General features: G+C 62.7%; 16 protein-coding genes. 10 read left to right on the top strand and 6 right to left on the bottom strand.

The genetic code is table 11. The annotated features are described in order from the left end of the window. Window positions 1-6: 6 nt before the first annotated feature. The 4 genes from OKA05_RS17660 to OKA05_RS17645 all read right to left on the bottom strand — a co-directional run bounded on the left by OKA05_RS17660 (window position 7) and on the right by OKA05_RS17645 (window position 9,529). Window positions 7-564 (bottom strand): sigma-70 family RNA polymerase sigma factor, encoded by a 558-nt coding sequence (locus OKA05_RS17660; protein WP_264488505.1) that lies wholly within the window; start codon window positions 562-564, stop codon window positions 7-9. Window positions 565-588: 24 nt separating this feature from the next. Further along, entirely contained in the window at window positions 589-5,313 is a 4,725-nt protein-coding gene (locus OKA05_RS17655) for a PQQ-dependent sugar dehydrogenase (RefSeq protein ID WP_264488504.1), read from the bottom strand. Window positions 5,314-5,405: 92 nt separating this feature from the next. Beyond that, the gene (locus tag OKA05_RS17650) at window positions 5,406-8,666 is read right to left on the bottom strand and encodes a hypothetical protein (RefSeq protein ID WP_264488503.1); all 3,261 of its coding nucleotides are present in this window, start codon (window positions 8,664-8,666) and stop codon (window positions 5,406-5,408) included. Between the two features lie 56 nt (window positions 8,667-8,722). Next, the gene (locus OKA05_RS17645; protein ID WP_264488502.1) at window positions 8,723-9,529 is read right to left on the bottom strand and encodes a hypothetical protein; all 807 of its coding nucleotides are present in this window, start codon (window positions 9,527-9,529) and stop codon (window positions 8,723-8,725) included. Between the two features lie 399 nt (window positions 9,530-9,928). On the opposite strand from OKA05_RS17645, the gene OKA05_RS17640 reads away from it, so the two are divergent. The 3 genes from OKA05_RS17640 (at window position 9,929) to OKA05_RS17630 (ending at window position 13,930) form a co-directional block, all read left to right on the top strand. After that, a complete protein-coding gene (locus OKA05_RS17640) occupies window positions 9,929-12,148 on the top strand; it encodes a serine/threonine protein kinase (RefSeq protein WP_264488501.1) in 2,220 nt (739 codons plus the stop codon). A 135-nt stretch (window positions 12,149-12,283) separates the two neighbouring features. Next, on the top strand, window positions 12,284-12,409 hold the full coding sequence (locus tag OKA05_RS17635) for a hypothetical protein (RefSeq protein WP_264488500.1): 126 nt from the start codon (window positions 12,284-12,286) through the stop codon (window positions 12,407-12,409). Window positions 12,410-12,418: 9 nt separating this feature from the next. Continuing rightward, window positions 12,419-13,930, top strand: coding sequence for an FAD-dependent oxidoreductase (locus tag OKA05_RS17630; protein WP_264488499.1), 1,512 nt, complete (start codon window positions 12,419-12,421; stop codon window positions 13,928-13,930). A 7-nt stretch (window positions 13,931-13,937) separates the two neighbouring features. Here OKA05_RS17630 and OKA05_RS17625 read toward each other — a convergent pair whose 3' ends face one another. Beyond that, window positions 13,938-15,803, bottom strand: a complete 1,866-nt coding sequence (locus tag OKA05_RS17625; protein WP_264488498.1) for an MSCRAMM family adhesin SdrC — start codon at window positions 15,801-15,803, stop codon at window positions 13,938-13,940. 273 nt (window positions 15,804-16,076) lie between these two features. On the opposite strand from OKA05_RS17625, the gene OKA05_RS17620 reads away from it, so the two are divergent. Continuing rightward, window positions 16,077-16,628 (top strand): ECF-type sigma factor, encoded by a 552-nt coding sequence (locus OKA05_RS17620; protein WP_264488497.1) that lies wholly within the window; start codon window positions 16,077-16,079, stop codon window positions 16,626-16,628. 10 nt (window positions 16,629-16,638) lie between these two features. Further along, window positions 16,639-18,861 (top strand): serine/threonine protein kinase, encoded by a 2,223-nt coding sequence (locus OKA05_RS17615; RefSeq protein WP_264488496.1) that lies wholly within the window; start codon window positions 16,639-16,641, stop codon window positions 18,859-18,861. 35 nt (window positions 18,862-18,896) lie between these two features. Here the strand turns inward: OKA05_RS17615 and OKA05_RS17610 are convergent, their stop codons facing one another. Further along, window positions 18,897-19,817 carry a magnesium transporter CorA family protein gene (locus OKA05_RS17610; protein WP_264488495.1) on the bottom strand — a complete coding sequence of 307 codons (921 nt, stop codon included), beginning with the start codon at window positions 19,815-19,817 and terminating at the stop codon, window positions 18,897-18,899. A 141-nt stretch (window positions 19,818-19,958) separates the two neighbouring features. Here OKA05_RS17610 and OKA05_RS17605 point away from each other — a divergent pair, with 141 nt between their 5' ends. From OKA05_RS17605 to OKA05_RS17585, 5 genes are all read left to right on the top strand, one after another. Then, window positions 19,959-20,312 (top strand): DUF433 domain-containing protein, encoded by a 354-nt coding sequence (locus OKA05_RS17605; protein WP_264488494.1) that lies wholly within the window; start codon window positions 19,959-19,961, stop codon window positions 20,310-20,312. Continuing rightward, window positions 20,309-20,656 (top strand): DUF5615 family PIN-like protein, encoded by a 348-nt coding sequence (locus OKA05_RS29545; RefSeq protein ID WP_264488493.1) that lies wholly within the window; start codon window positions 20,309-20,311, stop codon window positions 20,654-20,656. Before OKA05_RS17605 ends, OKA05_RS29545 begins: the two co-directional genes overlap by 4 nt. A 183-nt stretch (window positions 20,657-20,839) precedes the next feature. Next, window positions 20,840-22,549 carry a VWA domain-containing protein gene (locus OKA05_RS17595; RefSeq protein WP_264488492.1) on the top strand — a complete coding sequence of 570 codons (1,710 nt, stop codon included), beginning with the start codon at window positions 20,840-20,842 and terminating at the stop codon, window positions 22,547-22,549. Window positions 22,550-22,555: 6 nt separating this feature from the next. After that, on the top strand, window positions 22,556-23,758 hold the full coding sequence (locus tag OKA05_RS17590) for an extracellular solute-binding protein (protein WP_264488491.1): 1,203 nt from the start codon (window positions 22,556-22,558) through the stop codon (window positions 23,756-23,758). Then, the gene (locus OKA05_RS17585; RefSeq protein ID WP_264488490.1) at window positions 23,758-24,582 is read left to right on the top strand and encodes a hypothetical protein; all 825 of its coding nucleotides are present in this window, start codon (window positions 23,758-23,760) and stop codon (window positions 24,580-24,582) included. The genes OKA05_RS17590 and OKA05_RS17585 overlap by 1 nt, the downstream gene beginning before the upstream one ends. Window positions 24,583-24,710: the final 128 nt, after the last annotated feature.

Here is a 24,710-nt window from a genome sequence, read left to right as displayed (position 1 = left end):
TGCCGGTCAGCCTCCGACCGCTGTTAGATCGGATTCCCTCAGCCGCGCTTCGATGCTCTTTCTCAAGCTTTCGCGAAGCTGGAAGAGGCGTGCCTTGAGCGTGCCCGGGCTACGACTGAGGTTCTCCGCATATTCCTTCAGTGGGCGGTCGGTGGCGTAGCGCACGAACAGCAGCTCCTTGTCCCGCGACGGAAGTCTCTCGAGACAATCCCTCAGCGCAAGCAGGGGTGCGATGTCTTCCTCTTCTGCGGATCGGAAGATCTCGGGGACGGCCTCGTTGTTCGACCGTTCCGAGAACAACCGTTGATCGCGGCGTTGCTGCCTCAATTGGTTGAGAGCTTCCAGCCGTGCAATGGTGAAACACCAGGCCCGGAAATTCGAGCCCGCGGCGAAGTTGGCTCGCTTCTGCCACAGGATCAGGTTGGTCCTTTGCAACAGGTCCTCCGCTTCGTGGTGGTTGCTGACCAGCGACTTGATGTAAAACAGCAGCGATCGTTGATGGGCGATCAGCAGTTCTTCAAACTCGACGTTCGAGGCCAGCGGCCGGCATGGGTGATCGATCATGAAAAAGGAATTACTAGGGTCGGCTCACGGCTGAATCCTCACCTGAAGGAACAGCTTCGAACTGCCGGTCACGGCACCGGGGACGATCGACAGCGTGACGGTTTCGTAGGCCGGATCGTCCTCAGAGACGGAGGTGGATTCCTCGGTCACGGAAATCGGCGACCAGTCGATCAGGTTCTCACTGCTACGATATTCGTAGTGGAGTCCCGCGGTGGCGTGCATGCGCAGGCGGCGGTGATTGAAGCGGAACTCACCGGCGGCGGGCTGGACTAGCAGAAGCGACGGAGTGGCGCGAAAATCATCCGTGAGCGCCGGATTCGTGCCAAAGGCCCATTCGCCGAAGTTGTCGAGGCCGTCCTCATCGGGGTTCGCGGCCAGCTCTCCTTCCGGCGAGCTATCGTTGCCAAATTCCACGCTACGCCATTCCTCGTAGGTCGCGTAAGGATGGACTTCCTGTGTGATCCACGCGGCGACGAGTTCAGCGGCCTCAAGGTCAGGCTGGATGCTCGCGAGCGGCGGCATGCGGCTGTAGCCATTCGCTCCGGCAATGCGGTTGAAAAGGATCGAGTGCGGAACATTTCCCGCCACCACCAGCCGGTCGTCAGGATGTAGCGGGGCGTCCACGGTCGTGCCATTGAGCAGTCCCGTTTCGAGCAGCGACAAATGAGCCCGGCCGTCCCAGTTTCCCCCGCCGGTCCCGCCGGACTGGTGGCAGTAGGCGCAGTTCACGTCGAGATACGAGCGGACCCGTGCTTCAAGCGACTGCCCGGACTCGTCGGGACGATAGTGCCGCGGAAGGCCCGATGGATCGCCGCTAAATCCGTTGAGATAGCCGGTAGTCGCAAGCGAGCCGAGCAAGTTGCCGGAGACTCCGGCGATGCTGCCCGGGGCATTGAGCTGGCGAGCATTGAAAGAGAGCGCGTGACCAGCCTCCGGCGTGTGACACGTCATGCACGCCGCCCGCGAGGGGATCTCCCAGGTGAAGTTGGCGGGCGCACCGTCGAGGGTGATGTTAACGGCCATGCTTTCGCCATGGTCGCCAGCGAGCACGGCATCAGTCTGCGTGCCGCCATTGACCGAGTTCCAGCGGTAGGAGATGCCGTAGCTGCCGGTCTCATTCTTCACCAGGAAGCGCGTCTCCAGGCGACGGCGAGGCGAGCCGACGGCCGGCCTTCGATCAGTGTAGCTCTGGCCATCGATCGTGCGGGTGAAGGTTTCCCACGCCACCGGGTAATCGAAGTGCTTCACCCAGATCATGCCCGCGGGAAAACTCCACGGTGCGTTCTGGGAGTAACCGACCGTGTCGGTCGCGTCGTTGACCAGGAACCAACGCTTCTTCTCCGCAAGATCGGACCAGAAGCGCAGATTGGGCTCGTAGAAATGGCCGCCGGGATTCGGTGACAAGTCGGCGAGATCCGCGAAGAAATTCGTCGCGGCCAACGTCGGAGGAAATGCGCTGTCGTCGGTTCCGAGCGTGAGACGCTTGATGCCGCCCGTGCCTTGGTTGGTGCCGTTGTTGCCGCGGTCGAGAAGCAGGATTCCACCGGTCGCCGGGTCGGGCAACAGGCCAACGATGGCGACTTCGCCTGCGAGACGTTCGATCACTGGAGCCCCGAGCGTTCGCTCGACGCTCCAGATGTTTCCCGAAACGTAGTCGGCGCAAATGTACTTTCCTGTTAGACCGGCGATCGCGCTGCCCCGGTGAACGAAGCCACCGGTGATGGAGCGTCCCTGATAGGCACTGCCACCTTGGGCGTAGTCCCACAGCGGCTCGGTGAGCGTGGCGGCCGACTCCGCGGCGCCATTGAGCAGGTCCCCCGCCCGCTGACCGGCTTGACTGCCTTCGCGCCAACCCCAGCCACCGTTTCCGCCAGCGAGGAAGACATTCACTTCCTCGCGGTTGCTGCGGCCGACATCGCCGACCCACAGCTCGTCCACAGTACCATTGCCGTCATTGTCCTCCGCGGAGAACTGCCATGGATTGCGGAGACCCATCACGAAGATCTCGGTGCGGAGCTGCCCGGGATCGAGAGCGACACCATTGAAAGTGGTGGCACCCACCAGCGGGTTGTTAGGAGGCACGGCGTAGCGCGCGATGCCACCCGGTCGCGGGATCACCAGGTCGGCGTCATTGCCCTCGGGATCGGTATCCGGCCCGGGATCGGGATTCGGTGGCAGGCTGCCGGGGCGCAAGTCCACATCGATGCGAATGATGCACGACCACAGGTTGCGATCCACGTGCTGCGAATTGTTATGCCCGTCCGCCTGCGTGCCTTCATCGCCGAATCCGACGTAAAGATAGCCATCCGGCCCGAACTCGCAGGTGCCGATGTTGTGGATGGAGTCGTCGCAATCCTGCTCGATGACAATCTCCTCGGTGCCGGCGGTGAAGGGCGCGCTGGTCTGGCAAGTGAACCGCGACAGCCGCACCGTGCCCGCGTTCGAATTGTAGGTGACGTAGATCTGGCCGTTGTTCGCCCAATCCGGATGGGCGGCGATTCCCTTGAAGGCTTGCTCGTTGTTGTCGTGCTGCACCGAGCCGGTGAGGTCCAGGACTTGGACCTTGGTCGGCGCGGCCATGTCCGGGATCAGGAACACGCGGCCGTCCCCTTCAGCGACGAAGAGCTTCCGGTTGTCACCCGCGACCGTGCTAAAGCTGTGAGGCGACTCGAACGTAATCCCCGGGAACGCATCCTCCAGCTGCAACTCGCCGACCGGAGGAGTCGTCGGCATGGAGACGAACGCCGAGTCAAAGCGGGCGCTTTCGGCGAAGTGAACCGTGACCGTCGCGGTATCGGCCAGAGTGCTGCCCGCGCCTTGGATCCGGTAAGTGAACGAGTCCGACGCAGGCGTGCCGGAGAGATGCTGATAGAGAATTGTGCCGTCGGCATTCGCGGTCGCCGTGCCATGCGCGGGTGGGGTTTCAATCGCGAGCGACGAGGTCGCGAGCAGCCCGCTGTCGTTGGCCAGCACCTTGAAACGTGCCTTGCCAAGATGATGCATCGTGGCGCTGTCGTCATTCGCAACCGGCGGACCATCATTCAAATCATCCCACGTGTATGCCACCCGGACATTGTCCCACTCGACCGCTCCACCACCACCCGAGGCGAACCGGACGGAGGAGGACCAATTCGCACTGGTGTGCGCGTAGCTCGCGACCGGGGTGTTCGATCCTTCGCCCTGATCGAGGTCGGGATTCAGGTAAAGCGCCGCGACATCCGCATCGAAGTCCAGCTTGGCCACAATCGTGTATTTCACCCCGGCGACCGGGGCGATGCCGGAGTAAGCCCACTGGTTGGTATTAAGATCGTGGATGGCAAACTCGCGCACCCCCGAGGCCGGGTTGGCAGCCCCTGGCACCCCGAAGAGGTAGCGCTCCGACTCGAAGTCGTAGGAACTCGCGCCGCTCCACGTGGCATTCGCCGCGCGGGTCATCTCAAATTTGTAGTAGACCACATGGGAACTGAAGTTCGCCTCCCCGCTCACCGAACCGGCCCGTTCGTCGGAAGCAGCCTGTGCGCCTTCGATCGGGCCATTGTATTCGCGCTTCGCACCACCTTCCTGAGTGACCAGGACACCTGAAATCACTTGCGGTGATCCGAAGGTGGCATCCCAGTCCGAGGGCGTGCCAGTGTGACCGAGGAAGGCGTTGTTCTCGGTGGAGTTGTCAGCATCCCAGTAGAGCCCGCCGGCCATGCCAGTCACGGGACCGTCGGCGTAGTCAAAGCGCTCCCCACCGACGAGTCCGGGCGGATGCACCGCGCCGGGATAGCTGGAGGGACTCAGCGGATTGGTGCCGGCAGTAACTTCCTCACCGTCGGTGAAGTCGTCGTTGTCGGAGTCAGGGACTTGCGGATCGGTCTTGCGGAGATACTCGTCGAGGTTGGAGAGATCGTCCGTGTCGGCATCGAGGAGAGAGTCATCGATGCCCACCACCAGATCGTTGTCCGTTTCCCAATCGTCGGGCATGCCATCATCATCCGTGTCGGGATCGATGAACTCAAAATCGTCCCACGACGTGGCCACCACGAGATGGTCCCACTCGCAGTTACCGCCTGAGGCAAGGCGGACCGCGCTGGACCACGTCGTTGCGGTGTAGGGACCACCGGCGTCACATGAGTTCGCACCAGTGGAATCCTGATAGAAATCCTCCGCATCGGGATCGACCCACAGGCCGATGAAGTCCCGGTCGAAATCGAGCACCGTCACGATCGTGCGGGTGGTGCCGCTGGCAGGAATGCCGCTGAAGTAGCGCGTGCCGGTCGCAGTGATCTCACAACCGTATTCCTGATTTCCTGAAGCGGGATTGGCCACGCTGGGCACGCCGAAGAAAACCCGCTCCGTAGTGAAGTCATACGAGCTCGCACCACTCCAGGAGCCACCGGACACACGGGTCATGTCGAAGCGATAAAAGACGCGGTCTTGGCCGCGCACGGCACCGCTGCGCTCGTGATTGTCCTGACCATCATTGGAACCGTTGCCCGCGCCTTCGATGTTTCCGTTGTACTCGCGCTTTGCTCCCGAGTTCGCGGTCAACAGCTTCCCTGAGACGACCGTCGGCGCGCCGAAGACATTGTCCCAATCCGAGGTCGTCGTGGTGACCGCGTGATCGAAATTGTCGTAGTTGAAGCCGGTGCCGCCGGTCTGCCCCGCGATGGCGCTGTTATCCGGATAGCCGAAGCCCTCCTCGCCGAACTCAATCGCGTGAAGGGGAACGGCAAGGAGCAGTGCCAAAGGGAAAAGTCTCATCAGAAGGGTGACTTATCAGAAGGGGAACATCCGGGAAAAAGGCCCGCCCTGCATCTGCAAGGCGGGCCGGATCAAGACGGCAGCTTGCTCGCTCAGGGAGCAGGCGATGCTCCTTCTTCTGCACGGAAGAACAGCTTTGGCACCGTGCCCGGAGTCACCGGGACCACGAACGGCTGCGGCGTGGTGCTGTCGAAGTCGAAGGGCGGAACCAGTGGCACGAAGGACTCCAGGTTCGTGGAGCTTCGCAGGTGGAAGGTCTCACCCTCCGGGATTCCAGCCGCCGTGATGCTCAGCGTGCCTGCGACCGCATTGTAGGCGGCGGACAATTGAATGGCGCTGGAAGGCTCGCCGACCAATTGCTCCCAAGTCGTGGACACCACCACGTCGTCCCACTCCGTGTTACCGGTGCCGGTGGAGGTGAAGCGGACGCCGCTGGCCCAGTTAGTGCCGGTGTAAACACGGGTCACGTGAGGTGCATTGCCCGCCTCGTTCGCGGCAAGGTTCGGGTTGACCCAGAGGGTCAGCAGGTTCCCCGGATGGTCGAGTTTGCCCACCACCGTGTAGGTCTGATCGGGAGCGACAGCCAGCAAGCCACCGTCGGTGGTCACCACGGCGCCTTCACGGATGCCCCACTGCGGGACGCCACCGTTGTCCACGATGCCAAAGCCGAGGCGTTCCTGGCCGAAATCGTCGGGACCGAAGACGCTCAGCGTCGCGCCGGCCCGGCGGGTCATCGTCGTCCTGAAGTAAACCACTCCGGTGTCGAAGTTGGCATCATCGATGATGGCGCCCATCCGTGCATCGGTCGGGGCTCCATTGTTTCCGGCGCCCTCGCTCGGACCATTGAAGTCGCGAGAGGCAGAGGTTTCCTGAGTGACCAGTTTGCCTCCCGCCACCATCGCGGTGCCATCCCAGTCCGACGTCGTCGTGGTGTGCCCGAGGAAGGGACCGTTGAAGAGCCAGTTCTCGTAGTCGAAATACAATCCGCCCGTCAGGTCTTGTATCGTCCCGTCGGTGTAGCTGAAGTCCTCGATGCCGATCAGGCCCAACGGCGCGCCGATGGTGTCATCCGGGTCGATCGGATCGGACGTGGCGACACCGTTACCCTGGACTTCGCCGCCGTCGGTCTGTCCGTCTTCATCGGTATCCACCACGGTCGGATCGGAGTGATATTCAAGCACTTCGTCCCCGTCGTTCACTCCATCACCATCGGTGTCAGGGTTCAGCGGCGAGGCGCCTTCGGGAGCTTCATCTCCATCGAACAAGCCATCGTTGTCGCTGTCGTTGTCCCGTGGGAGGGTGCCAGCTTCGTACTCCTCCTTGTTCGTGCTGCGGTCCGAGTCCGCATCATCGTCGGCATCGTCCACGTCCGGGTCGAAGCCATGCAGTTCCTCATAGGCGTCCGGCATGCCATCGCCATCGCTATCGGAAGGCAGCGAACTCAGCGTGTTCCAAGTGGTGCCCACGACGAGCTGGTCCCAACCCGTGGTGCCCGTGCCGCCGGAGCCCAGGCGCAAGGCCGTGGCCTTCATCTGCGCAGGCGCGACGTTCAAGGTGGCCAGGATCGGAGATGAACCCTCCGACTCGCCAAGATCGGGATTGACCCAAAGATCCACCCGCGATGCCGCGAAGTCATAACGGGCGACCAGAGTCGCCGGTGTACCCGTCACCGAAGGAACTCCGGAATAGACCGTGATGTTTCCGGGGGTTTGCTCGACACCATACTCGCGCAGTCCGGACGTGGGATTCACGCCGTTCGGTACGCCGAGGAAAATCTTCTCCGCGCCGAAGTCATAGAGGCTGAGACCGCTCCACGTGGCACCCGCCTGGCGGGTGATGTTGACCTTCACGTAGAGCACGTCGCTGCCATTCACGCCGGTGGCCGCGGCATCCTCGCGCCAGTAGCCGGCAGCTTCGCCGACCACCGCGTTCGCCCGGTTGGTCCCGCCGTGGAAAGCCCGCTTCGTGGAGCTCTCCTGGGTCAGCAAGGTGCCGGACTGGACCACCGGATTCCCGCCCACCGTGGTCCATGTACTGGCCAGCGTGGTGTGTCCGAGGAACGTTTCCCCAAGGGCGCTGTTGTCGTAGTCCCAGCCCAGGCCATCGGCGAGTCCCGTGACCGGTCCGTCGGAGTAGGTATCAAAGAACTCCAGGGCGACCAGCTCCATGTTGCCATTGCTCGCCGGGTCATCGCCGGCATTCCCGGTGCGGGGCACGGTTCCGAGCGCGTCCTCCGTGAAGTCGGCTGTGCCGCCGGTATCCGTATCCGGGGACAAAGGATTGGTCAGGGTGGTATCCACCTCCGAGCCGTCGGTCAGGTGGTCACCATCGGTGTCCTCCAGCAGCGGGTTCGTGTTGAGTGGCTTCTCCTCGTCATCGTCCAAGCCGTCTCCGTCCGTATCCTGGGCATTCGGGAAAGTCTTGTCGGCGAATTCGATCGCATTGCTGAGGTTGTCGTCGTCGGGATCTCCCAGGGCACCATTCGGGCCATCCTTGGCACCCGGTGCGCTTTCGCCGGTGGTGCCATTGTCGTTGTCGTCCAGACTGAAAAATTCTTCCCACGAAGCAGGCAGGCCGTCTTGATCCACATCGGTTGAGTTCTTCAGCCCCACACTCAAGGGATCGAGCCCCACCGAAAGGTCGTCAAAGGTCGTACTGGCGCTGGAAGCGAGACGCACCGCGGTGGACCAGTTGTTAGGCGTGTAAGCGCCGAAGGCGTCCGCCGAATGCGACCCATTCACCGGATCGTAGTAATCGGTCGCAGAAGGATCGACCCACAACGCGATGCGGTCGTAGTCAAAGTCGAGGACCGCGACGAAGGTGTGCGTGAGGTTGTCCGCGGGAATCCCGCTGCGATAGGTCGTGCTACCCGCAATCTGGCAGCCCCATTCGACCTGCCCCGACACCCCGTTTCCACCGGGCGAGCCGAAGAAGGCCCGCTCGTCGGCACCGAAATCATAGCTGCTGGCACCCGCCCACGTGGTGCCCGCCCCGCGCGTCATGGTGAAGCGGTAGAAGACCCGGCCGGTGCCGCGCACCGCACCGGAGCGCTCGGTGTCATCACCATCGCCACCGGCGGCCCCTTCGATCGGCCCGTTGTATTCGCGCTTTGCCCCGCCACCGCTGGTGACGAGGGCGTTCCCGGTGACGGTGGCAGTACCTCCAGTGCTTTCCCAGTCGGACTTGGTGGGAGTGTGGACGTCAGTGATGTTGTTGAAGTCGAAGCCGCTGCCGCCGTTCTTATCGGCGATGTTTCCATCGGCGTAGGTGAAGTTCTCGGTTCCGACTAACTGTCCGTGGAGCGGGACAATTGCCGATCCTGTTAGAAGGAAGGGAAGGATGGTTTTTTTCATGGGTTTGGGTAGTTCGAGGATTTTGCGAAAGGGGAAACCACTGCCGGAAAGGCGGATCAAAGGCGCCGCCGGCGCACCAGCAGCGCTGCACCGGCAAGCCCGAGCAACGACGCGGACGGCTCGGGAATCGGCAGCACATCGGCGAAGGACGTGCCCACCTTCAGATTGTCCCAGGTCACCTGATTGCCGGAGGCGAGACGGAGAGAGGTGGACCAGTTGCCGCCCGTGTAAGCCCTGGACACGTCATGAGAGACCACCGTGTCATTGGCATCGGGATCGACCCAAAGTCCGAGCAGGTCGTTGTCGAAATCCAGCATCCCGATCAGCACGTAGGTCTGGCCGGTGACGACTGGGATGGTGCTATTCGTCTGGCCGTCTCCCACCGCGTCGATGCCGAAGAAGTTCCCGCCATTGGCACCGCCGGGAGCACCCCAAAAGATCTTCTCGGCGTTTTCGCCGCTGAAGTCATAGGAGCTGACGCCTGCCCACTGGTTCCCGGTAGTGGGCGTGTAGCTGACGGAGAAGAACATGGTCCCTGTGCCGCGGAAGGCGCCTTCGCGCTCGTTGCTAGCGGAGCCGGCCCCCTCCGTGACACCGCCAAACTCGCGGCGCACGCCTCCGCCATTCGTGACCAGTGCGGAAGAAACGATCTGGTGCGTGCCGAATTCGTTGTTCCAGTTAGAAGGGGTTTGCAGCGGCGCGCCCGCCTCGTCGGTGCGCTCGTAAGTCCAGCCGGTACCGCCGGCCTGGCCGACCACGGAGCCATCGGCGTAATCGAAATTCTCGGTGGCGATCAATGCAGCCTGGCTCGCGACGGGGAGCAAACCGGAGGTGATCAAGGTGGGGAGCAACGCGTACTTCACAATGGGTTCGTTCTGATTGGGTTGTTTGGGACAAGGCTCGTCTGGTCGGGCCCGGGAATGCCCATGGGTCGTGGGCGTCCAACCCGGAGTCCGACGTTCCCGGAGAAAACCCGCCAAAAAAAATGCAGGCGCTTGGAGAACCGGTCTGTGACTCAATACGTGCAGCGATGGATGCGCGGGCGGAACCCTTACCGCCCGCGCATCCGCCCGACCTCCGGCGGAACCCAAGTTGCCGGGTATCTACCTCTTAGTTCGGCATCGGCCCGCATCTCCCGCCAACAAAACGCGGCACGGGCCACTTTCCCGGGAGATTCTTCGCCTGCTGAACCAGACGGCGATTGGGCTTGCTCACGAAAATCCCCGCGCCTACCCAGAGGAGTCAGGTATTTTCTGAAACCCGTGAGCAAAGACAACCCGCACGAGGAGGAGATCAGTGGCGCGATCATGGAAGTCGCGTTGTCGCTGGATCATCCGGAAGCGCGGCAAGCTTTCCTCAACCGGGTCTTTCCAAACGGCGAAGCCGAGAAGGAGGAGATGAGCCTGCTCCTCGAAGCCACCGACGAGGCCGCCACCTTCTTCCTCGAAGCCCGCGAGCAACGCGCCAAGGTCACCGCGACGATCCTTTCCGAAACGCAGCATGGCCGGCAGGGACATCCACGTCGCTTCGTCGACGATGATGCGCCGCCGGAAAAGTTCGGTCCCTACCGGCTGATCGCTCGTCTCGGCGAAGGCGGCGGTGGCGTGGTCTACGAGGCGGAGCAGGATCATCCGATCCGCCGGCGTGTCGCCCTCAAGATCGTCCGCATGGACGTCGGGAACAAGGGTGCGCTCGCCCGCTTCGACATCGAGCGCCAGGCCCTCGCGCTGATGGATCACCCGAACATCGCCAAGGTCTTCGACGCGGGAACCACGCCGTCGGGCAAGCCCTACTTCGCCATGGAGCTGGTCACCGGCGAACCGATCACGAGCTACTGTAACCTCCACAAGCTCGACAGTATCGCGCGCCTAGAGCTCTTCGTGCTGGTCTGCAATGCCATCCAGCACGCGCACCAGAAGGGCGTCATCCATCGCGACATCAAGCCCTCGAACGTCATCGTCACGCTTCAAGACGGGGCCCACTTGCCGAAGATCATCGACTTTGGCATCGCCAAGGCCTCAAGCACCGGCGAATCGATCACCGCCCACGACCAGTTCTTCGGAACACCCGCCTACATGAGCCCCGAGCAGGTGGCGATGACCGGCATCGACGTGGACACGCGCAGCGACATTTTCAGCCTCGGCGTCCTGCTCTACGAGCTTCTAACAGGCTCCACGCCGCTCGACCGTTCGACAGGCCCGGACCTAACCTTTTCGCAGATCCGAAAGTCGTTGCTCACCTCGGAAACGCTCCGCCCGTCCGAGCACCTCGCGAAGCTCGCCCCGGAAAAACTGCGGTCGCTCGCCGAAGAACGCAGCACCCAGCCTGCCGGCTTGACCAACCAAGTGAAGGGCGATCTCGACTGGATCGTGATGATGGCGCTCGAGAGAAACCGGATGCGCCGCTACCAGACCGCCAACGGCCTGGCCATCGACATCAAGCGCTTCCTGACCCAGCAGCCGATCGCCGCACACCCGCCGTCGAAGGCATACGTCCTCGCCAAGTTTGTCCGCCGCAACCGCCTCGCCTTCGGCGCAGCAGTCATGGTCGTCACGCTGCTCGTCGGGGGCCTCGCGACCACCGCCACCCTCTACGAGCGCGAGCGCAAGGCCGCAATGGAGCAGCTCCGGCTCAAGAACGAGGCCCAGGCCGCACGCTACCAGGAGAACCGCCTCCGCCTCCAGGCCGATGCCCGATCGAACATCTCCCGCATCGCCTTCTTGCTCGACCAGGGGCTGATCGACGAAGCCGATGCCCTGAGACAGCAGTATCCGCTTTCATCGATAGAGCCCTCGCTCGAAGCCGCCGCAGTATTCCGCTCGCTTGGCGACTGGAACGCCGAGCATGGCCGCTGGGACCATGCGCTCCAGTGCTACCAGCGACTCCGGCAAGCCAATCAATACGGCTCGCCCCAGAAAATCATCAATGGCCAGGACCTGATGGCGATCGCCGCGGCGCTTTTGACAAGAGACCCGAAGGCCTACTCCGCGTTCCGCGAGGAGGTGATGGTGCGATACGCCCCGGCCATCGGGCAAATCAACGCCGAGCATCTCCTGAAAGTGTGCCTGGTTCACCCCGCGGAACCCCGCATGCTCAAAGCGCTCCGCCGCGATGTCGACACCTTGGGCGATCCTCGCAGCACGCCCTACCCCGCATGGGCGGCACTCTCGCTCTCGTTGTATCATCTCCGCGCCGGAGACTGCGGCCATGCCCTGCGGGCTTGCCAAACGGGATTGGCGAGCCCCGAGCGCAAGAGCTCATGCGAGAGCTCGCTGGAGGCCGTCTCCGCCATGGTCTTCGCCAGGATGGGAAGCGCTGGCCCGGCAAAGGAAGCTCTTACCCGTGCCCGCGAAATTTCAAAGCAGTGTGACGGCAAGGACTTCGCCCAAGGACTCCCGGTTCGCCCCTGCTGGTTCGACTGGGCGATCGCGGATCTGTTGATCAAGGAGGCAGGCTTGAGGGTCCAGGCGATCTCGCGATAAGCGTCCGCCAAATCGATTCTCATCCTTCCTAAGCATGAGGTGGCGGATTTGCCGCGGTTTTGACGGATACTATTTCCGGACCCCCTCGATCCGCCCCAAGCGGTCGATGCACGCGTCCGTTCCCAAGACAAACCCATGAAACCCAAGTTCCCTTCCCACGCCGTCATGCCGGCGTTCCCTGATGCCGCTTTCGCGGAAGTTGATGAACAAAGCCGCGATCCCAAGCGCGGCGAATCGAAGGACATTGCCGAGTTCCAGTAAACGACTCCCATGCAGCAATCCATCTCGACCATCCTCGTTCTAGGCGCAGGATCGGCAGGGCTGTTAGCGGCCCTGACCCTTAAGAAGAAGCTGCCCGCGCAAGTCGCGGTGCGGATTGTCCGCAGTCCGCGCATCGGCATCATCGGTGTCGGCGAAGGCACAACGCCCAATTTCCCGTCCTTCCTGTTCGACTTCCTGAAGCTCGATCAAGAGCGGTTCTTTCGCGAAGTCCATCCGGTCTGGAAGCGCGGGATCCACTTCATCTGGGGACCCCGCGGAGAGTTCCCCTACGCATTCGGCAATCACTACAGCGTGTCGGACACCGGCTTCAGCCGTTCGAACGGCTTCTACTCGTGGGAGAAGCCCTACGAGTCGGGCTTCATCGGCCGCCTCATGCAGCAGCGGAAGGTGTTCCTTCCGGATGACAACGAGCATCCCCGGTTCGATGGCGCGTATGGCTATCACCTCGAGAATCCTCGCTTGGTGGCGTGGCTTGAAGGAGAAGCGCGGCGGGCCGGAGTGACGATCACCGACGCGGAGATCACGGGAGCCGGAAGAGACGGAGACCGTGTCACGCATCTCAATCTGGAAGGCGGAGGCACCGTGCAGGCGGACTTTTACGTGGATGCATCCGGCTTCCGTAGCGAGTTGCTGCGCGGGGCCTTGGAGGAGCCGTTCGAATCCTTCGCCAACAGCTTGATTTGCGACCGCGCGGTCGTCGGCGGCTGGGAACGACAGGACGGTGATCCCATTCAACCGTTCACCACGGCAGAGACCATGCCCGCCGGATGGAGCTGGCGGATCGATCACCGGCATCACGTCAACCGTGGCTACGTGTACTCCTCATCCTTCACCAGCGATGAGGAAGCCGAACGCGTGTTCCGCGAGCGGAATCCTTTGGTAACGCGGACGCGGGTGGTCCCGTTCATCTCCGGTCACTATCGGCGCTCGTGGGTGGGAAACGTCTGTGCCGTCGGCAATTCGTCCGGATTCGTGGAGCCGATGGAAGCCACCGCGCTGATGGTCCTCTGCATGGAACTCCGCGCCTTGGCCGCCAGCCTGCTGGAAGCCCGGCTGGAAGTGAGGGAGAGCCTGGTGGACCTCTACAACCGGTTTTCGGCGAACGTCTGGGAGGAGATCCGCTCCTTCCTGATGATTCACTACAAGTTCAACACGCTGATGGACACCCCCTTCTGGAAGCACTGCCAGGAGCTGCCGCTATCGCCGGACGCAGCCCGCATCGTGGAGTTTTTCCGCGAGAACGGCCCCAGTTCGTTCGCTCACGACTGGCTGCTGCCGCGGACCCCGCAGTTTGGCGTGGAAGGCTGGTGGGCGTTGCTCGTTGGCCAAGGCGTGCCGTGGAATACCCAGGCCGTTTCACCAGATGAGCGCCGCCGCTGGGCGGAACGCCAGGTCCGCCTGGAACACGCCGTGCGAATCTCGCTGACGACCGAACAAGCGCTCGCGATCGTGGACGATCCCGCCTACTGGCAAGAAACCGAAGCAGCGCCGGTCGGTTAGAAGCGCCTCAATCGTCGCCGCTGTTAGATGGTAGTGCCTGGAGGCTGTTCCAAGCAGTGCCGACGACCAGTTGATCCCAGATCGTCGCACCGGTGCCACCCGACCCGAGGCGGATCCCGGTGGCCTTCATCTGCGCCGGAGAGATTCGCAGCGTCGCGGCAATCGGCGAGGATTCCTCGGCAGCCGCAAGGTCGGGATTCACGCGGAGATCGACCCGTGAGTTCGCGAAGTCGAACCTTGCGACCAACGTGTAGGAACTCCCAGCCACCGGAGCGATGCCGGAATAAGCCGGAGTTCCGTCTGATGCCTGCTCGATGGCAAACTCGTGCTGGCCTGACTGCGGATTGGCGGCAAAAGGCACGCCGACATAAATCCGCTCCCTGTCGAAATCGTAGAGGCTGAACCCACTCCACCAAACACCCTCCTGACGCGTGAGATTCACCTTCACGTAAAGGACATTGCTCCCGTTGACCCCGGTTGCTGCGGCATCCTCTTGCCAAGCGCCGGACAGCTCGCCGACCGCCGACTTCGCGCTGGCCGATCCTCCATGAAAAGCCCGCTTCGCCGAGCTGCTCCGGGTCAACAAGGTGCCGGACTTGATGACAGGAGCACCATGGAAGCTGGTCCATGGGGACTTCAGGGTGGTGTGCCCGGTGAACGTCTCCGGGAGCGCGACATTGTCATAGTCCCAACCGCGCCCGCCGGTGAAGCCGGCAATCGTACCGTCCGTGTAGTCGTCGAAAAAATCGAGGCCTACGAGTTCCATGTTTCCGTGTTTCTCCAGGGCGCTACCGAGGGCCACCTCGGTGAAGTCCGCAGTGCCATCCCCGTCGCTGTCCGCGAGCAATGGATCGGTGGAGTGAAGATCCACCTCGTCGCTGTCGCAAAGCGCGTCACGGTCGCTATCCGGGTTGAGCGGGTCCGTGCCCAGCGACTTTTCCCGGGCATCCTCCATGCGATCCAGATCGGAATCGGCGGCGTCCGGGAATGTTCCATCCCCATACTCGGCCAAGTTGCCGACCTTGTCTCGATCGGGATCGCCCAAGGCCCCATTCGGGCCGTCCTTGGCGCCGGGCGCGCTTTCCTTGGAACTGCCGTCATCGCGATCGTCCAATCCATGGAGCACTTCGAACGACGCCGGCAGCCCGTCGCTGTCCACATCGGCGTGATCCATCAGGCCCACGCTCACCGGGTCGAGCGCCACCGTGAGATCGTCCCATGTCGTGATGCCGCCGGCGCTTGAGCCAAGACGTACCGCAGTGGACCAGAGATCCGCCGTGTAGGCACCGCCGGCATCCGTGGAGTTCGAGCCATCCACCGGATCGTAGAAATCAGCCGCTGTCGGATCGAGCCACAGTCCGATGAAATCGTGGTCGAAATCAAGCACCGCGACGAGAGTGTGCGTCGCCGTGTCAGCGGGAATCCCAGTGAAATAGTGGAGCCCGTCGCCACAGCACCCGAACTCGTAGTCTCCGGTGGCGGGACCGGTGCCGCCGGGCACTCCGAAAAACACCCGCTCGCTGCCGAAGTCGTAGCTGCTGGCGCCGCTCCAAGTGGTCTCGGGCCCGCGGGTCATCGTGAAGCGGTAGAAGACACGGCCGGGGGCTCGCACGGCCCCGCTGCGCTCGTGATCGTCCCTGCCATCGTCCCCACCGTTGCCGACACCTTCGACCGGGCCGTTGTACTCGCGCTTCGCGCTGCTATTGTCGGTGGTGAGAACGTTGCCGGCGACGACCGGGTTACCAACGACGGGATCCCAGTCGGAGGCACCGGCGGTGGCGACCTTGTCGAAATGGTCGCGATTGAACCCGGCACCCCCGGCCCGGTTGGCAATGCCCCCGTCCGCGTAAGTGAACGACTCGGTCCCGATCAATTGCCCCGGCAACGGAGAACCAGCTCCACAAACTAGAAGTAAACAAAGAATCCTGCCTTTCATCGGCGGCGCGAGCGACGGGGTTTCACGGAGATCGGGATCATGGCTTCGGCGCGGCCCGCGAGACCGGGACATTTAAGGAATTCGTCATCCCGAAGCGAAAACCGCCAAAAAATTGCCGCATGGACAAAATTTCCCGTCCAGCTCCCCGGCAAGGCTTCGGACAACGATTCCGCTTGCTCCGGAAATCCCATGGGCATACCGGAACAAGGGATGGGAACGACTACCGATTGTCCCGAGATCCGGGCGGACGAGTTCTGCTTTTCTTCCGCCGAATTGCTACCCGTCGTTTACGACGAGCTCCGGCGGCTCGCGGCATTCCGGCTCGACCACGCTTCGGCCAGCAAAACCCTCCAACCCACCGCGCTGGTTCACGAGGCGTGGATCCGCCTTTCCGAAATCAACGGCAAGGCCTGGCAGAGCAAGGAGCACTTCTTCAACGCCGCCGCCCAAGCCATGCGACGGATCCTGGTCGACCGCGTCCGGGCCCAATCGCGGCAGAAGCGCACCCGCCCGCCCGAGAATCTAGACGACGGCGTGTTCGAAGACGACTCGCACATCCTGCTCATCCACGAGTGCCTGAACAAGCTGGAGAAGATCGACCAATATTCCGCAAAGGTCGTGCTGCTGAAATTCTACGGCGGCCTCAGCAGTGAGGAAATCGGCGAGGTCACCGGACGCAGCGTGCGCTCGGTGGAGCGGCAATGGATGTTCGCGAAGGCGAAACTCTACCGGCTCATCCAGGAAGACCAGCAACACGAATAGCCCCGCTCCAGTGAACTCAAGCGGCATCGACGAAGAGATCAGCAGCGCGATCATGGAAGTCGCGCTGTCGCTGGATGATCCGGCCGCGCGAACCGCTTTCCTTGATCGCGTCTTCGAGAACCGCGAGGCGGCCAAGCACGAGATGACCCGGCTGCTGGAAGCCACCGACGGAGCCGCCACCTTCTTCCTCGAAGCCCGCGAGCAACGCGCCAAGGTCACCGCCACGATCCTTTCCGAAACGCAGCATGGCCGGCTGGCCATCCCACCCCGCTTCATCGATGACGATGCGCCGCCGGAAAAGCTTGGACCCTACCGGCTGATCGCCCGCCTCGGCGAAGGCGGCGGCGGCGTGGTTTACGAAGCAGAGCAGGATCGCCCCATCCGCCGGCGCGTTGCCCTCAAGATCGTCCGCATGGACGTGGAGAACCGGCATGCGCTCGCCCGCTTCGATATCGAGCGCCAGGCGCTCGCGCTGATGGATCACCCGAACATCGCCAAGGTCTTCGACGCCGGCACCACGCCATCGGGCAGGCCCTACTTCGCCATGGAGCTGGTCACCGGCGAACCCATCACGAGCTACTGCAACCGCCACAAGCTCGACAGTGTCGCACGCCTCGAACTCTTCGTGCTGGTCTGCAATGCCATCCAGCACGCGCACCAGAAGGGCGTCATCCACCGCGACATCAAGCCGTCGAACGTCATCGTCACCTTTCAGGACGGCGTCCACGTCCCGAAGATCATCGACTTCGGCATCGCCAAGTCATCCCAAGCCGCCGCGGGAGAGGCGATCACCGCCCACGACCAATTCTTCGGAACTCCCGCCTACATGAGCCCCGAACAGGTCGCCCTGACCGGCATCGACGTGGACACCCGCAGCGACATCTTCAGCCTCGGCGTCCTGCTCTACGAGCTTCTAACAGGTGCCACGCCGATCGACAGCTCGACCCTCCCCGATCCGACTTTCTCGCAGATCCGCAAGTCGCTGCTGACTTGGGAAACGCTCAGGCCTTCGGAGATCCTGGCGAAACTCCCGCCCGAAAACTTGCGCGAGCTCGCCACCGAACGATCCACGGACTCAGCCTCGCTCGTGGCTTTCGTAAAAGGCGATCTCGACTGGATCGTGATGATGGCGCTCGAGAAAAACCGCACCCGCCGCTACCAAACTGCCAACGGGCTCGCCACCGACATCAAGCGCTTCCTGGCGTACCAGCCGATCGCCGCGCGACCACCGTCCCGCGTTTACGTGCTCGCCAAGTTCGTGCGCCGCAATCGCCTCGCCTTCGGGGCAGCGGTGATCCTCGTGATGCTCCTGATCACCGGCCTCGCGATCACGGCAGCGATGTATGAGCACGAGCGGAAGTCCGCGATCGAACAAGTCCGGCTGAAGAACGTGGCACAAGCCGCCCGCAATGAGGAAAACCGCCTTCGCAAGCAGGCGGATGCCCGCTCGAATGTCGCCCGCGCGGCCTTCCTTCTGGACCAAGGCCGCACCGATGAAGCGGACGAGCTGCGGAAGGAGTATCCGCTGTCATCGATCGAGCCTTCCCTTGAGGCCGCGGCGGTCTTCCGCTCACTCGGCGACTGGAATGCCGAGCACGGCCGCTGGGACCAGGCGGTCCAATGCTATCGCTTGCTGCGCCAAGCCAATCGTCAGGATTCCCCGCAGAAGATCCTCCAGGGAGACGACCTCATGGCGATCGGTGCCGCGCTCTTGAAGGAGGATCAGGCCGAGTATCTGGCTTTCCGCGACGAGGTCATGGAACGCTACACGCCCGCTACAGGCACGCAGAAGGCGGAGCATCTCCTGAAAGTGTGCCTCATTCATCCTGCCAATGAACCCCTGCTCGGGCAGTTGCGCCGCGACGTCGAAATGCTTGGCGATCCCCGCCAGACTCCGTGCCCGCCCTGGTCAGCGCTCTCGCTTTCCCTTTTTCATTTGAGGGCCGGCAATGGTCCCGAGGCCATGCGGGCCTGCGGACTCGGGCTTGCCATGCCGGACCGCAAGAGTTCCTGCGAAGCGTCCTTGGAAGCGGTCGCCGCCATGATCCACGCCAAATTAGGCCACGTCGCTCTGGCGGGCGAAGCCTTGCAAAGGGCCCGCGATCTCGCGACGTCCTGCGACGGCAAGGACTTCGAGCGAGGGAAGCCGATTCCTCCCTACTGGTTCGACTGGACGATCGCGGAGCTGTTGATCAAGGAGGCCGGCGAGCGGGTTGAGGGAAGCTCGCCGTAATCGACCTAAGTGCTCCCGCCCCTATCGGTGGATCATTAGAGCTTCTTCCAGCGGTACATCATGAACACGGCCGCGCTCGAGAGGATCGCCACGACAATGATGATCCAGAAACCCAAGGCCCCGCTGTCCTCGCTGATGGGCAATTTCACGTTCATGCCGAAGATGCTGAAGACCGCGGTGGGAAGCATCAGGCCGATGGTGACGATCATCAGCCGCTTCATCAGCACGTTGAGGTTGTTGCTCACCACGCTGACACGCGCGCCCACCAGACTCGCCAAAACGTGGCTGTAGGTCGTGGCCATTTCGTGGCACTGCGAGTTCTCGATGGTGATGTCATCCAGGAACTCGACATCCTCCGCGGTGAATCTCAGGCGCGCCGCGGTCGCCTTGAGCTTGTCGATCACCCGGCCATTGCTGCTGATTGCATTGAGGTAATACACGAGGCTCTTCTCGAGCGTGAACATGTGCAGCAGGTGCTTGTTCTCCATCGAGAGGTTCACTTTGTGTTCCAGCTCCTCGGCGATCATGTTGAAGACCTTGAGGTGCTCCTCGAAGTGCCAGATGCAACGGAAGAGCACCTTCAGCAGCAGCTCCTCGAGGCTGTTGATCTGTTGGAAATGCTTTCCCTCGAAGCGCAGGTTGTCCTCCGCCACCACGAACACCAGCCTCTCCCGAAAGAGGAAGATGCCGACCGAGCTGATCTTGAAAAAGAAGTTGTCGTCGGCGCAGTATTGCTTCGGACGCTTGAAGATGATCGCAGCGTGCCCTGGCTCGAACTCGACCCGGCCCAGCTCGTCCGGATCGCTCGCGGACGCCAGCGTGTGCGGGTCAATCCCGAGATCCTCCGTCAGATGCTTCCGCTCCGCCTCGTCAGGCGCGATGTAGAGCAGGATCCGCGCGTCCTCCGCATCCGTCTCCGACAATCGGCGGTCCAGGATTTCCAAGCGTCGGAGCATGCCGCTAACAAGCCGGGCGAAGCCGGGAATGTCAACGCGGGGTCATGAATGCTCGCCAACCAAAAACCCGGTCGCATCGCGGCGTTTCGACGCTTCCGACCGGCACCGCGCTGTCGGCCTGGCGCTGACGAACCGGGCCTGATGAAGCAATCTTCCTACGTGGCGGTAACCTTTGATCAAGCCAAGTCACTGGTAGCATCGCTGCCACGGCAAGAGCGCGCGCGCCTGGTTGTCTGGATGGCGGCGGACCTTGCCGATCAATTGCCCGGAATCGAGTTCGATCCTCGTGTGTGCGGCGGGTCCGCTCGTGTCGCTGGCACCCGTATCCCGGTATGGTCCTTGGAATCCTGGCGCAGGCTCGGTGCGGATGACGCGGAGATCCTGCGAAACTTCCCCACCCTGCAAGCCTCCGACCTGCTCAACGCCTGGCATTACGTCGACCGTCACCCGCAGGAAATCGACCGCGAGATCCGCGAGAACGACACCGCGGAGTGACACGGCCAGCCTCTACGCCAACGAGAACTTCCCCGTCGAAGTCGTGGTTCATTTGCGCGCGCTCGGCCACGACGTGCTCACGACATGAGGCAGGAAAGTCCAACCGGCGGATCGAGGACGATGCGGTTCTGACGTTCGCCACCGCATCCTGCCGTAGCGTGATCACCCTCAACCGCCGGGACTTCGTACAGCTTCACCGGATGATCCCCACCCATGCGGGAATCATCGTTCGCACGGAAGATCGCGATTCCGCATCGCTCGCCAGACGGGTGGACGCCGCAATCCGTGAAAAGGGCGAACTCGCGAATCTGCTCGTGCGAGTGGTGCGCGGTGGATCCGATTGACTCCAGCAAGGGCAACGAGGGCGGGTCGCCAACCCATCCGATGCGACCGCCACGCAACAGTGACAAAAACGTCACAAGAGCCGGATCTCATTCCCCACCGCATATCCAAACTAGCTCCGGTTTTCCACCGCCAAACCGCAGTTCGCTGCTTGTGAAGTTCGCCGCGGTCTCCAGCATCCCATCATGCCTCGACAGTTTTTCCGGCTCCTTGCGGCGTTCGCGCTGGCACTGCTCATCACTTCCTGCCGCAAGTCTGGTTCCTCGACTTCTTCGGCCTCTGGCAGCAATGCCGCTGCCGATGCCCCGGAACCCGGAGAAAATGCGATCGAGCTCCTCTTCACCTTCGGCTCGGAGAAGGAGGAATGGGTTAAGGCGGTGACCGCCGACTTCAATCGCTCCAAGCTCAAGACCGCTTCCGGCAAAACGATCTTCGTGCGCGGCGTACCAAAGGGCTCCGGCGAATTGATCGACGGCCTTGTCGAGGGCACAGATCAAGCGCACGTCGCCAGCCCTGCCTCCGCCGCCTTCATCGGCGTAGGAAATGCCAAGTGGCGCGCCAAGACCGGCCAGGACCTCATCGGCCCCACGGAGAACCTCGTGCTCTCCCCCGTGGTGATCGCGATGTGGCAGCCCATGGCCGAGGCCCTCGGCTGGGGCAAGCAACCGGTCGGCTGGGCGGACATCCTCGCGCTTTCCGCCGACCCGCAGGGTTGGGCCTCGAAGGGCTTTCCGCAGTGGGGCAGCTTCAAGTTCGCCCACACCCACCCCGAGTTCAGCAACAGCGGCCTCATCTCCCTCTTCGCGGAAGTCTATGCCGCCACCGGCAAGACCGCCGGCCTCACCCTGGAAGATGTTGCGAAGCCGGAGACCGCACGCTTTCTCGGCAGCATCGAGCGCTCGGTGGTGCACTACGGCAGTTCGACTGGCTTCTTCGGCAAGAAGATGTTCGCGAACGGCCCCTCCTACGTCAGCGCCGCGGTGCTCTACGAAAACATGGTGATCGAAGCCGCCGCCAACAAGGACTCGATGGCCTTTCCCGTGGTGGCGATCTATCCGAAGGAGGGCACCTTCTGGAGCGACCATCCCGCGGGCATCGTCAATCGCGAGTGGGTCACGCCCGAGCACCGAGAGGCGGCCAAGCAATACCTCGCCTACCTGCTCGCCCGGCCGCAGCAGCAGCGCGCCATGGAATTCGGCTTCCGCCCGGCGCTCGCCGATCTCCCACTGGCCGCGCCGATCGATGTCGCCCACGGCGTGAATCCCCGCGAGCCACAGACGACCTTGGAAGTCCCGCAGCCTCAGGTAATGGATGCCATTACGCGCCTGTGGCGGGAGAACAAGAAGCACTCCCACATCACCCTGGTGATGGATGTCTCCGGCAGCATGAATGAGAACCAGCGGATGCAGAATGCGCGCATCGGCGGCCAAGAGCTGGTCAAGCTGCTCGGCGATGGCGATTCCTTCCGTCTGCTCCCTTTCAACGAGCGGGTCTTCCCCTCCAAGCCGGCGGCCGTGCTCAAGGGCAGCCGCCCACAGGCGATGGCGGAGATCGGCTCGCTGATTGCCAATGGCGGCACCGCTCTCTACGATGCCATCAGCACGGCCTACCGCGATCAACTCGCCTCCGCCACGCAGAATCGCGACAAGATCAGCGCCATCGTCGTCCTCACCGACGGCGCGGACACTCACAGCAGCATCCAGCTCGAACGCCTCTTGAACGAGATCCGCTCCGACAATGAGACCAAGACCATCCGCGTCTTCACCATCGGCTACGATGCCGGCGGACAGAGCGATGTGCTGAAGAAGATCGCCGACGCCACCCAGGCGAAGTTCTACGAAGGCAATCCGAAGAACATCCGCGAGGTCTTCAAGGACATCTCCACCTTTTTCTAACAGCTCATGCCAGAAGGCCCCAGACTCACACTCCTCGGAAAACTGCTGATCTTCGTCTTCATCGGTGCCTGCTGCTATGGTGCCTATGCTCTCTTCGCGAAGAAGCCGCTGGTCACCTCGCCGGGGAATGGTCCCCAGGCCGGACCGGCGGTCACCACGCCACAGCCGGGTGCCTCGCCGGTGAAGATCGGCATCGCCTACGGCACCGAGAAGCAACGCTGGCTGCTCTGGGCGGTGGAGCAATTCGCCTCTTCCAAGGAAGGTGCCGGCATCACCGTCGATCTCATTCCGATGGGTTCGTTGGAAGGCGCGCAGGCCATTCTCAATGGCGACCAACGCCTGAATGTGTGGAGCCCCGCCAGCGCGCTCTACGAGGACGTCTTCACCCAGGAATGGCAGATCAAGCACAACAAAAATCCGATCCTTCGCAAGGAGGCGCTGGCCCTCAGCCCGATGGTATTCGTGATGTGGCAGGAGCGCCATGAGGCTTTCGTGGCGAAATACAAGGAGGTGAGCTTCGAGACCGTCGGCAAGGCGCTGAAGGAGCCCGGCGGCTGGGATGCCATCGCCCAAAAGCCCGAGTGGGGCATCTTCAAGCTCGGCCACACCCACCCGAACCAATCGAACAGCGGCCTGATGACCCTGGTGCTCATGGCCTGCGATTATCACAAGAAGAGCCGCGGCCTCAACCTGAAGGACATCCTCGATCCGCAGTTCCAAGCCTGGATGAACGACATCGAAAACGCCGCCTCCGGCATGTCGAACTCCACCGGCAACATGATGCGGGACATGGTGCTGCGCGGACCGTCCACCTTCGACGCGCTCGTCGTCTACGAGAGCGTCGTGATCGACTACATCAAGAGTGCCGAGGGCCGCTGGGGCACGCTGCATGTGGAGTATCCGCGCTTCAATGCTTGGAACGACAATCCCTACTACGTGATCGACGCACCGTGGAGCAGCGACGCGCAGCGCAAGGCCGCAGACACCTTCCTCGACTTCCTGCTCAGCGAACCGATCCAGCGCGAGTCATTGAAGCACGGCTTCCGCCCGGGCAATCCCTCGGTGCCCATAAAGTTCCCGGACAGCCCCTTCGTCACCGGGGAAAAGTTCGGCATCAAGATCGATCTCCCCACCATGGGTGAAACGCCACGCGCCGAGGTGATCAACAACCTCCTCGCCATCTGGCAGCGCAACCAGCGCGGCCGCTGATGGCAGATCCGCCGCTCTGCATGTTCCGCTACCTCACAGCCGCCTTTTGGGCATCTCCGGAAATCGCCGGGCTCGGCCGACTGCCCGCCAATGCCATCGCTGTGGCCGGGATGGTGATCCTCGGCTTCGGCCACCCCGGCTTCTGGCTGCTGGGCCTCGGCTTGGAGGCGGCCTATCTCTTCGCTCTGACCACCAGCGCGCGCTTCCGCAAACTGGTGGACGCCCAGGAACTCGATCTCAGCGAGGAGTCCGCCGCCGAGCAGCGCCACGCGCTCGCCGCGAAACTCGGAGAGACCGCCCAAGCCCGGCTCGCCGCCTTGGAACAAAGGACCGCGCGAATCCTCCAGCTCCACCGCGATTCGGAGAAGGAGGACTTCGAGATCGATGCCAACCGCGACGCCTTGAAGAAGCTCGGCTGGATCTATCTCAAGCTGCTCGTGGCGCAGGGCAATCTGGAGTCCATCGGCAGCAGCCAGAAGGAACAGGGACTTGCTGCCAAGATCGCGGCCCTGGAAGAAGACCTCCGCGATCCGGAGATCACCCCTTCCCTGCTCGAGTCGAAGAAGGCCACCTTGCGACTCCTCCGCCAGCGCCTCCAAAGCGCCGAACGCCGCGAGGAAACGATGGAAGAGATCGAGAGCGACCTGGCCCGCATCGAGGCACAGGTGGACCTCGCCCATGACAATGCCGGCCTCCGTGGGCAAGGTGGGGCGGTATCCTTCAACATCGATCTCGCCAGCCGCCTGCTGGACGACTCCTTGTACGGCGACTCTAGTAGTTCCATCGCCGAACTCGACCGCGCTTACCAACAGGAAAGCGCCTGATACCGGCAGGCAGGCCCGGCCTTGGTCGCTCAAGCGTAGCTGGGGCATCTTGCCAATAGTGTTCGGCATCCTCCCTGCTTGCCGGAACGGCGGCGTAGTGTGACGAAAAGGTCACTGGTACTCCCCGG

The sequence above is a fragment of the Luteolibacter arcticus genome (assembly GCF_025950235.1).
Classification (GTDB): Bacteria; Verrucomicrobiota; Verrucomicrobiia; order Verrucomicrobiales; family Akkermansiaceae; genus Haloferula; species Haloferula arctica.
Note: the sequence above shows the minus strand (reverse complement) of the source record. Positions and strands in the feature narration are given on the sequence as shown.

Bases quoted from the DNA above. Each gene is read 5' to 3' on its own strand.
- OKA05_RS17585 (WP_264488490.1), top strand. From the start codon at position 23,758: ATGGCAGATCCGCCGCTCTGCATGTTCCGCTACCTCACAGCCGCCTTT.
- OKA05_RS17630 (WP_264488499.1), top strand. From the start codon at position 12,419: ATGCAGCAATCCATCTCGACCATCCTCGTTCTAGGCGCAGGATCGGCA.
- OKA05_RS17605 (WP_264488494.1), top strand. From the start codon at position 19,959: ATGAAGCAATCTTCCTACGTGGCGGTAACCTTTGATCAAGCCAAGTCA.
- OKA05_RS17635 (WP_264488500.1), top strand. From the start codon at position 12,284: ATGAAACCCAAGTTCCCTTCCCACGCCGTCATGCCGGCGTTCCCTGAT.
- OKA05_RS17595 (WP_264488492.1), top strand. From the start codon at position 20,840: ATGCCTCGACAGTTTTTCCGGCTCCTTGCGGCGTTCGCGCTGGCACTG.
- OKA05_RS17660 (WP_264488505.1), bottom strand. From the start codon at position 564: ATGATCGATCACCCATGCCGGCCGCTGGCCTCGAACGTCGAGTTTGAA.
- OKA05_RS17590 (WP_264488491.1), top strand. From the start codon at position 22,556: ATGCCAGAAGGCCCCAGACTCACACTCCTCGGAAAACTGCTGATCTTC.
- OKA05_RS17655 (WP_264488504.1), bottom strand. From the start codon at position 5,313: ATGAGACTTTTCCCTTTGGCACTGCTCCTTGCCGTTCCCCTTCACGCG.
- OKA05_RS17650 (WP_264488503.1), bottom strand. From the start codon at position 8,666: ATGAAAAAAACCATCCTTCCCTTCCTTCTAACAGGATCGGCAATTGTC.
- OKA05_RS17620 (WP_264488497.1), top strand. From the start codon at position 16,077: ATGGGAACGACTACCGATTGTCCCGAGATCCGGGCGGACGAGTTCTGC.
- OKA05_RS17610 (WP_264488495.1), bottom strand. From the start codon at position 19,817: ATGCTCCGACGCTTGGAAATCCTGGACCGCCGATTGTCGGAGACGGAT.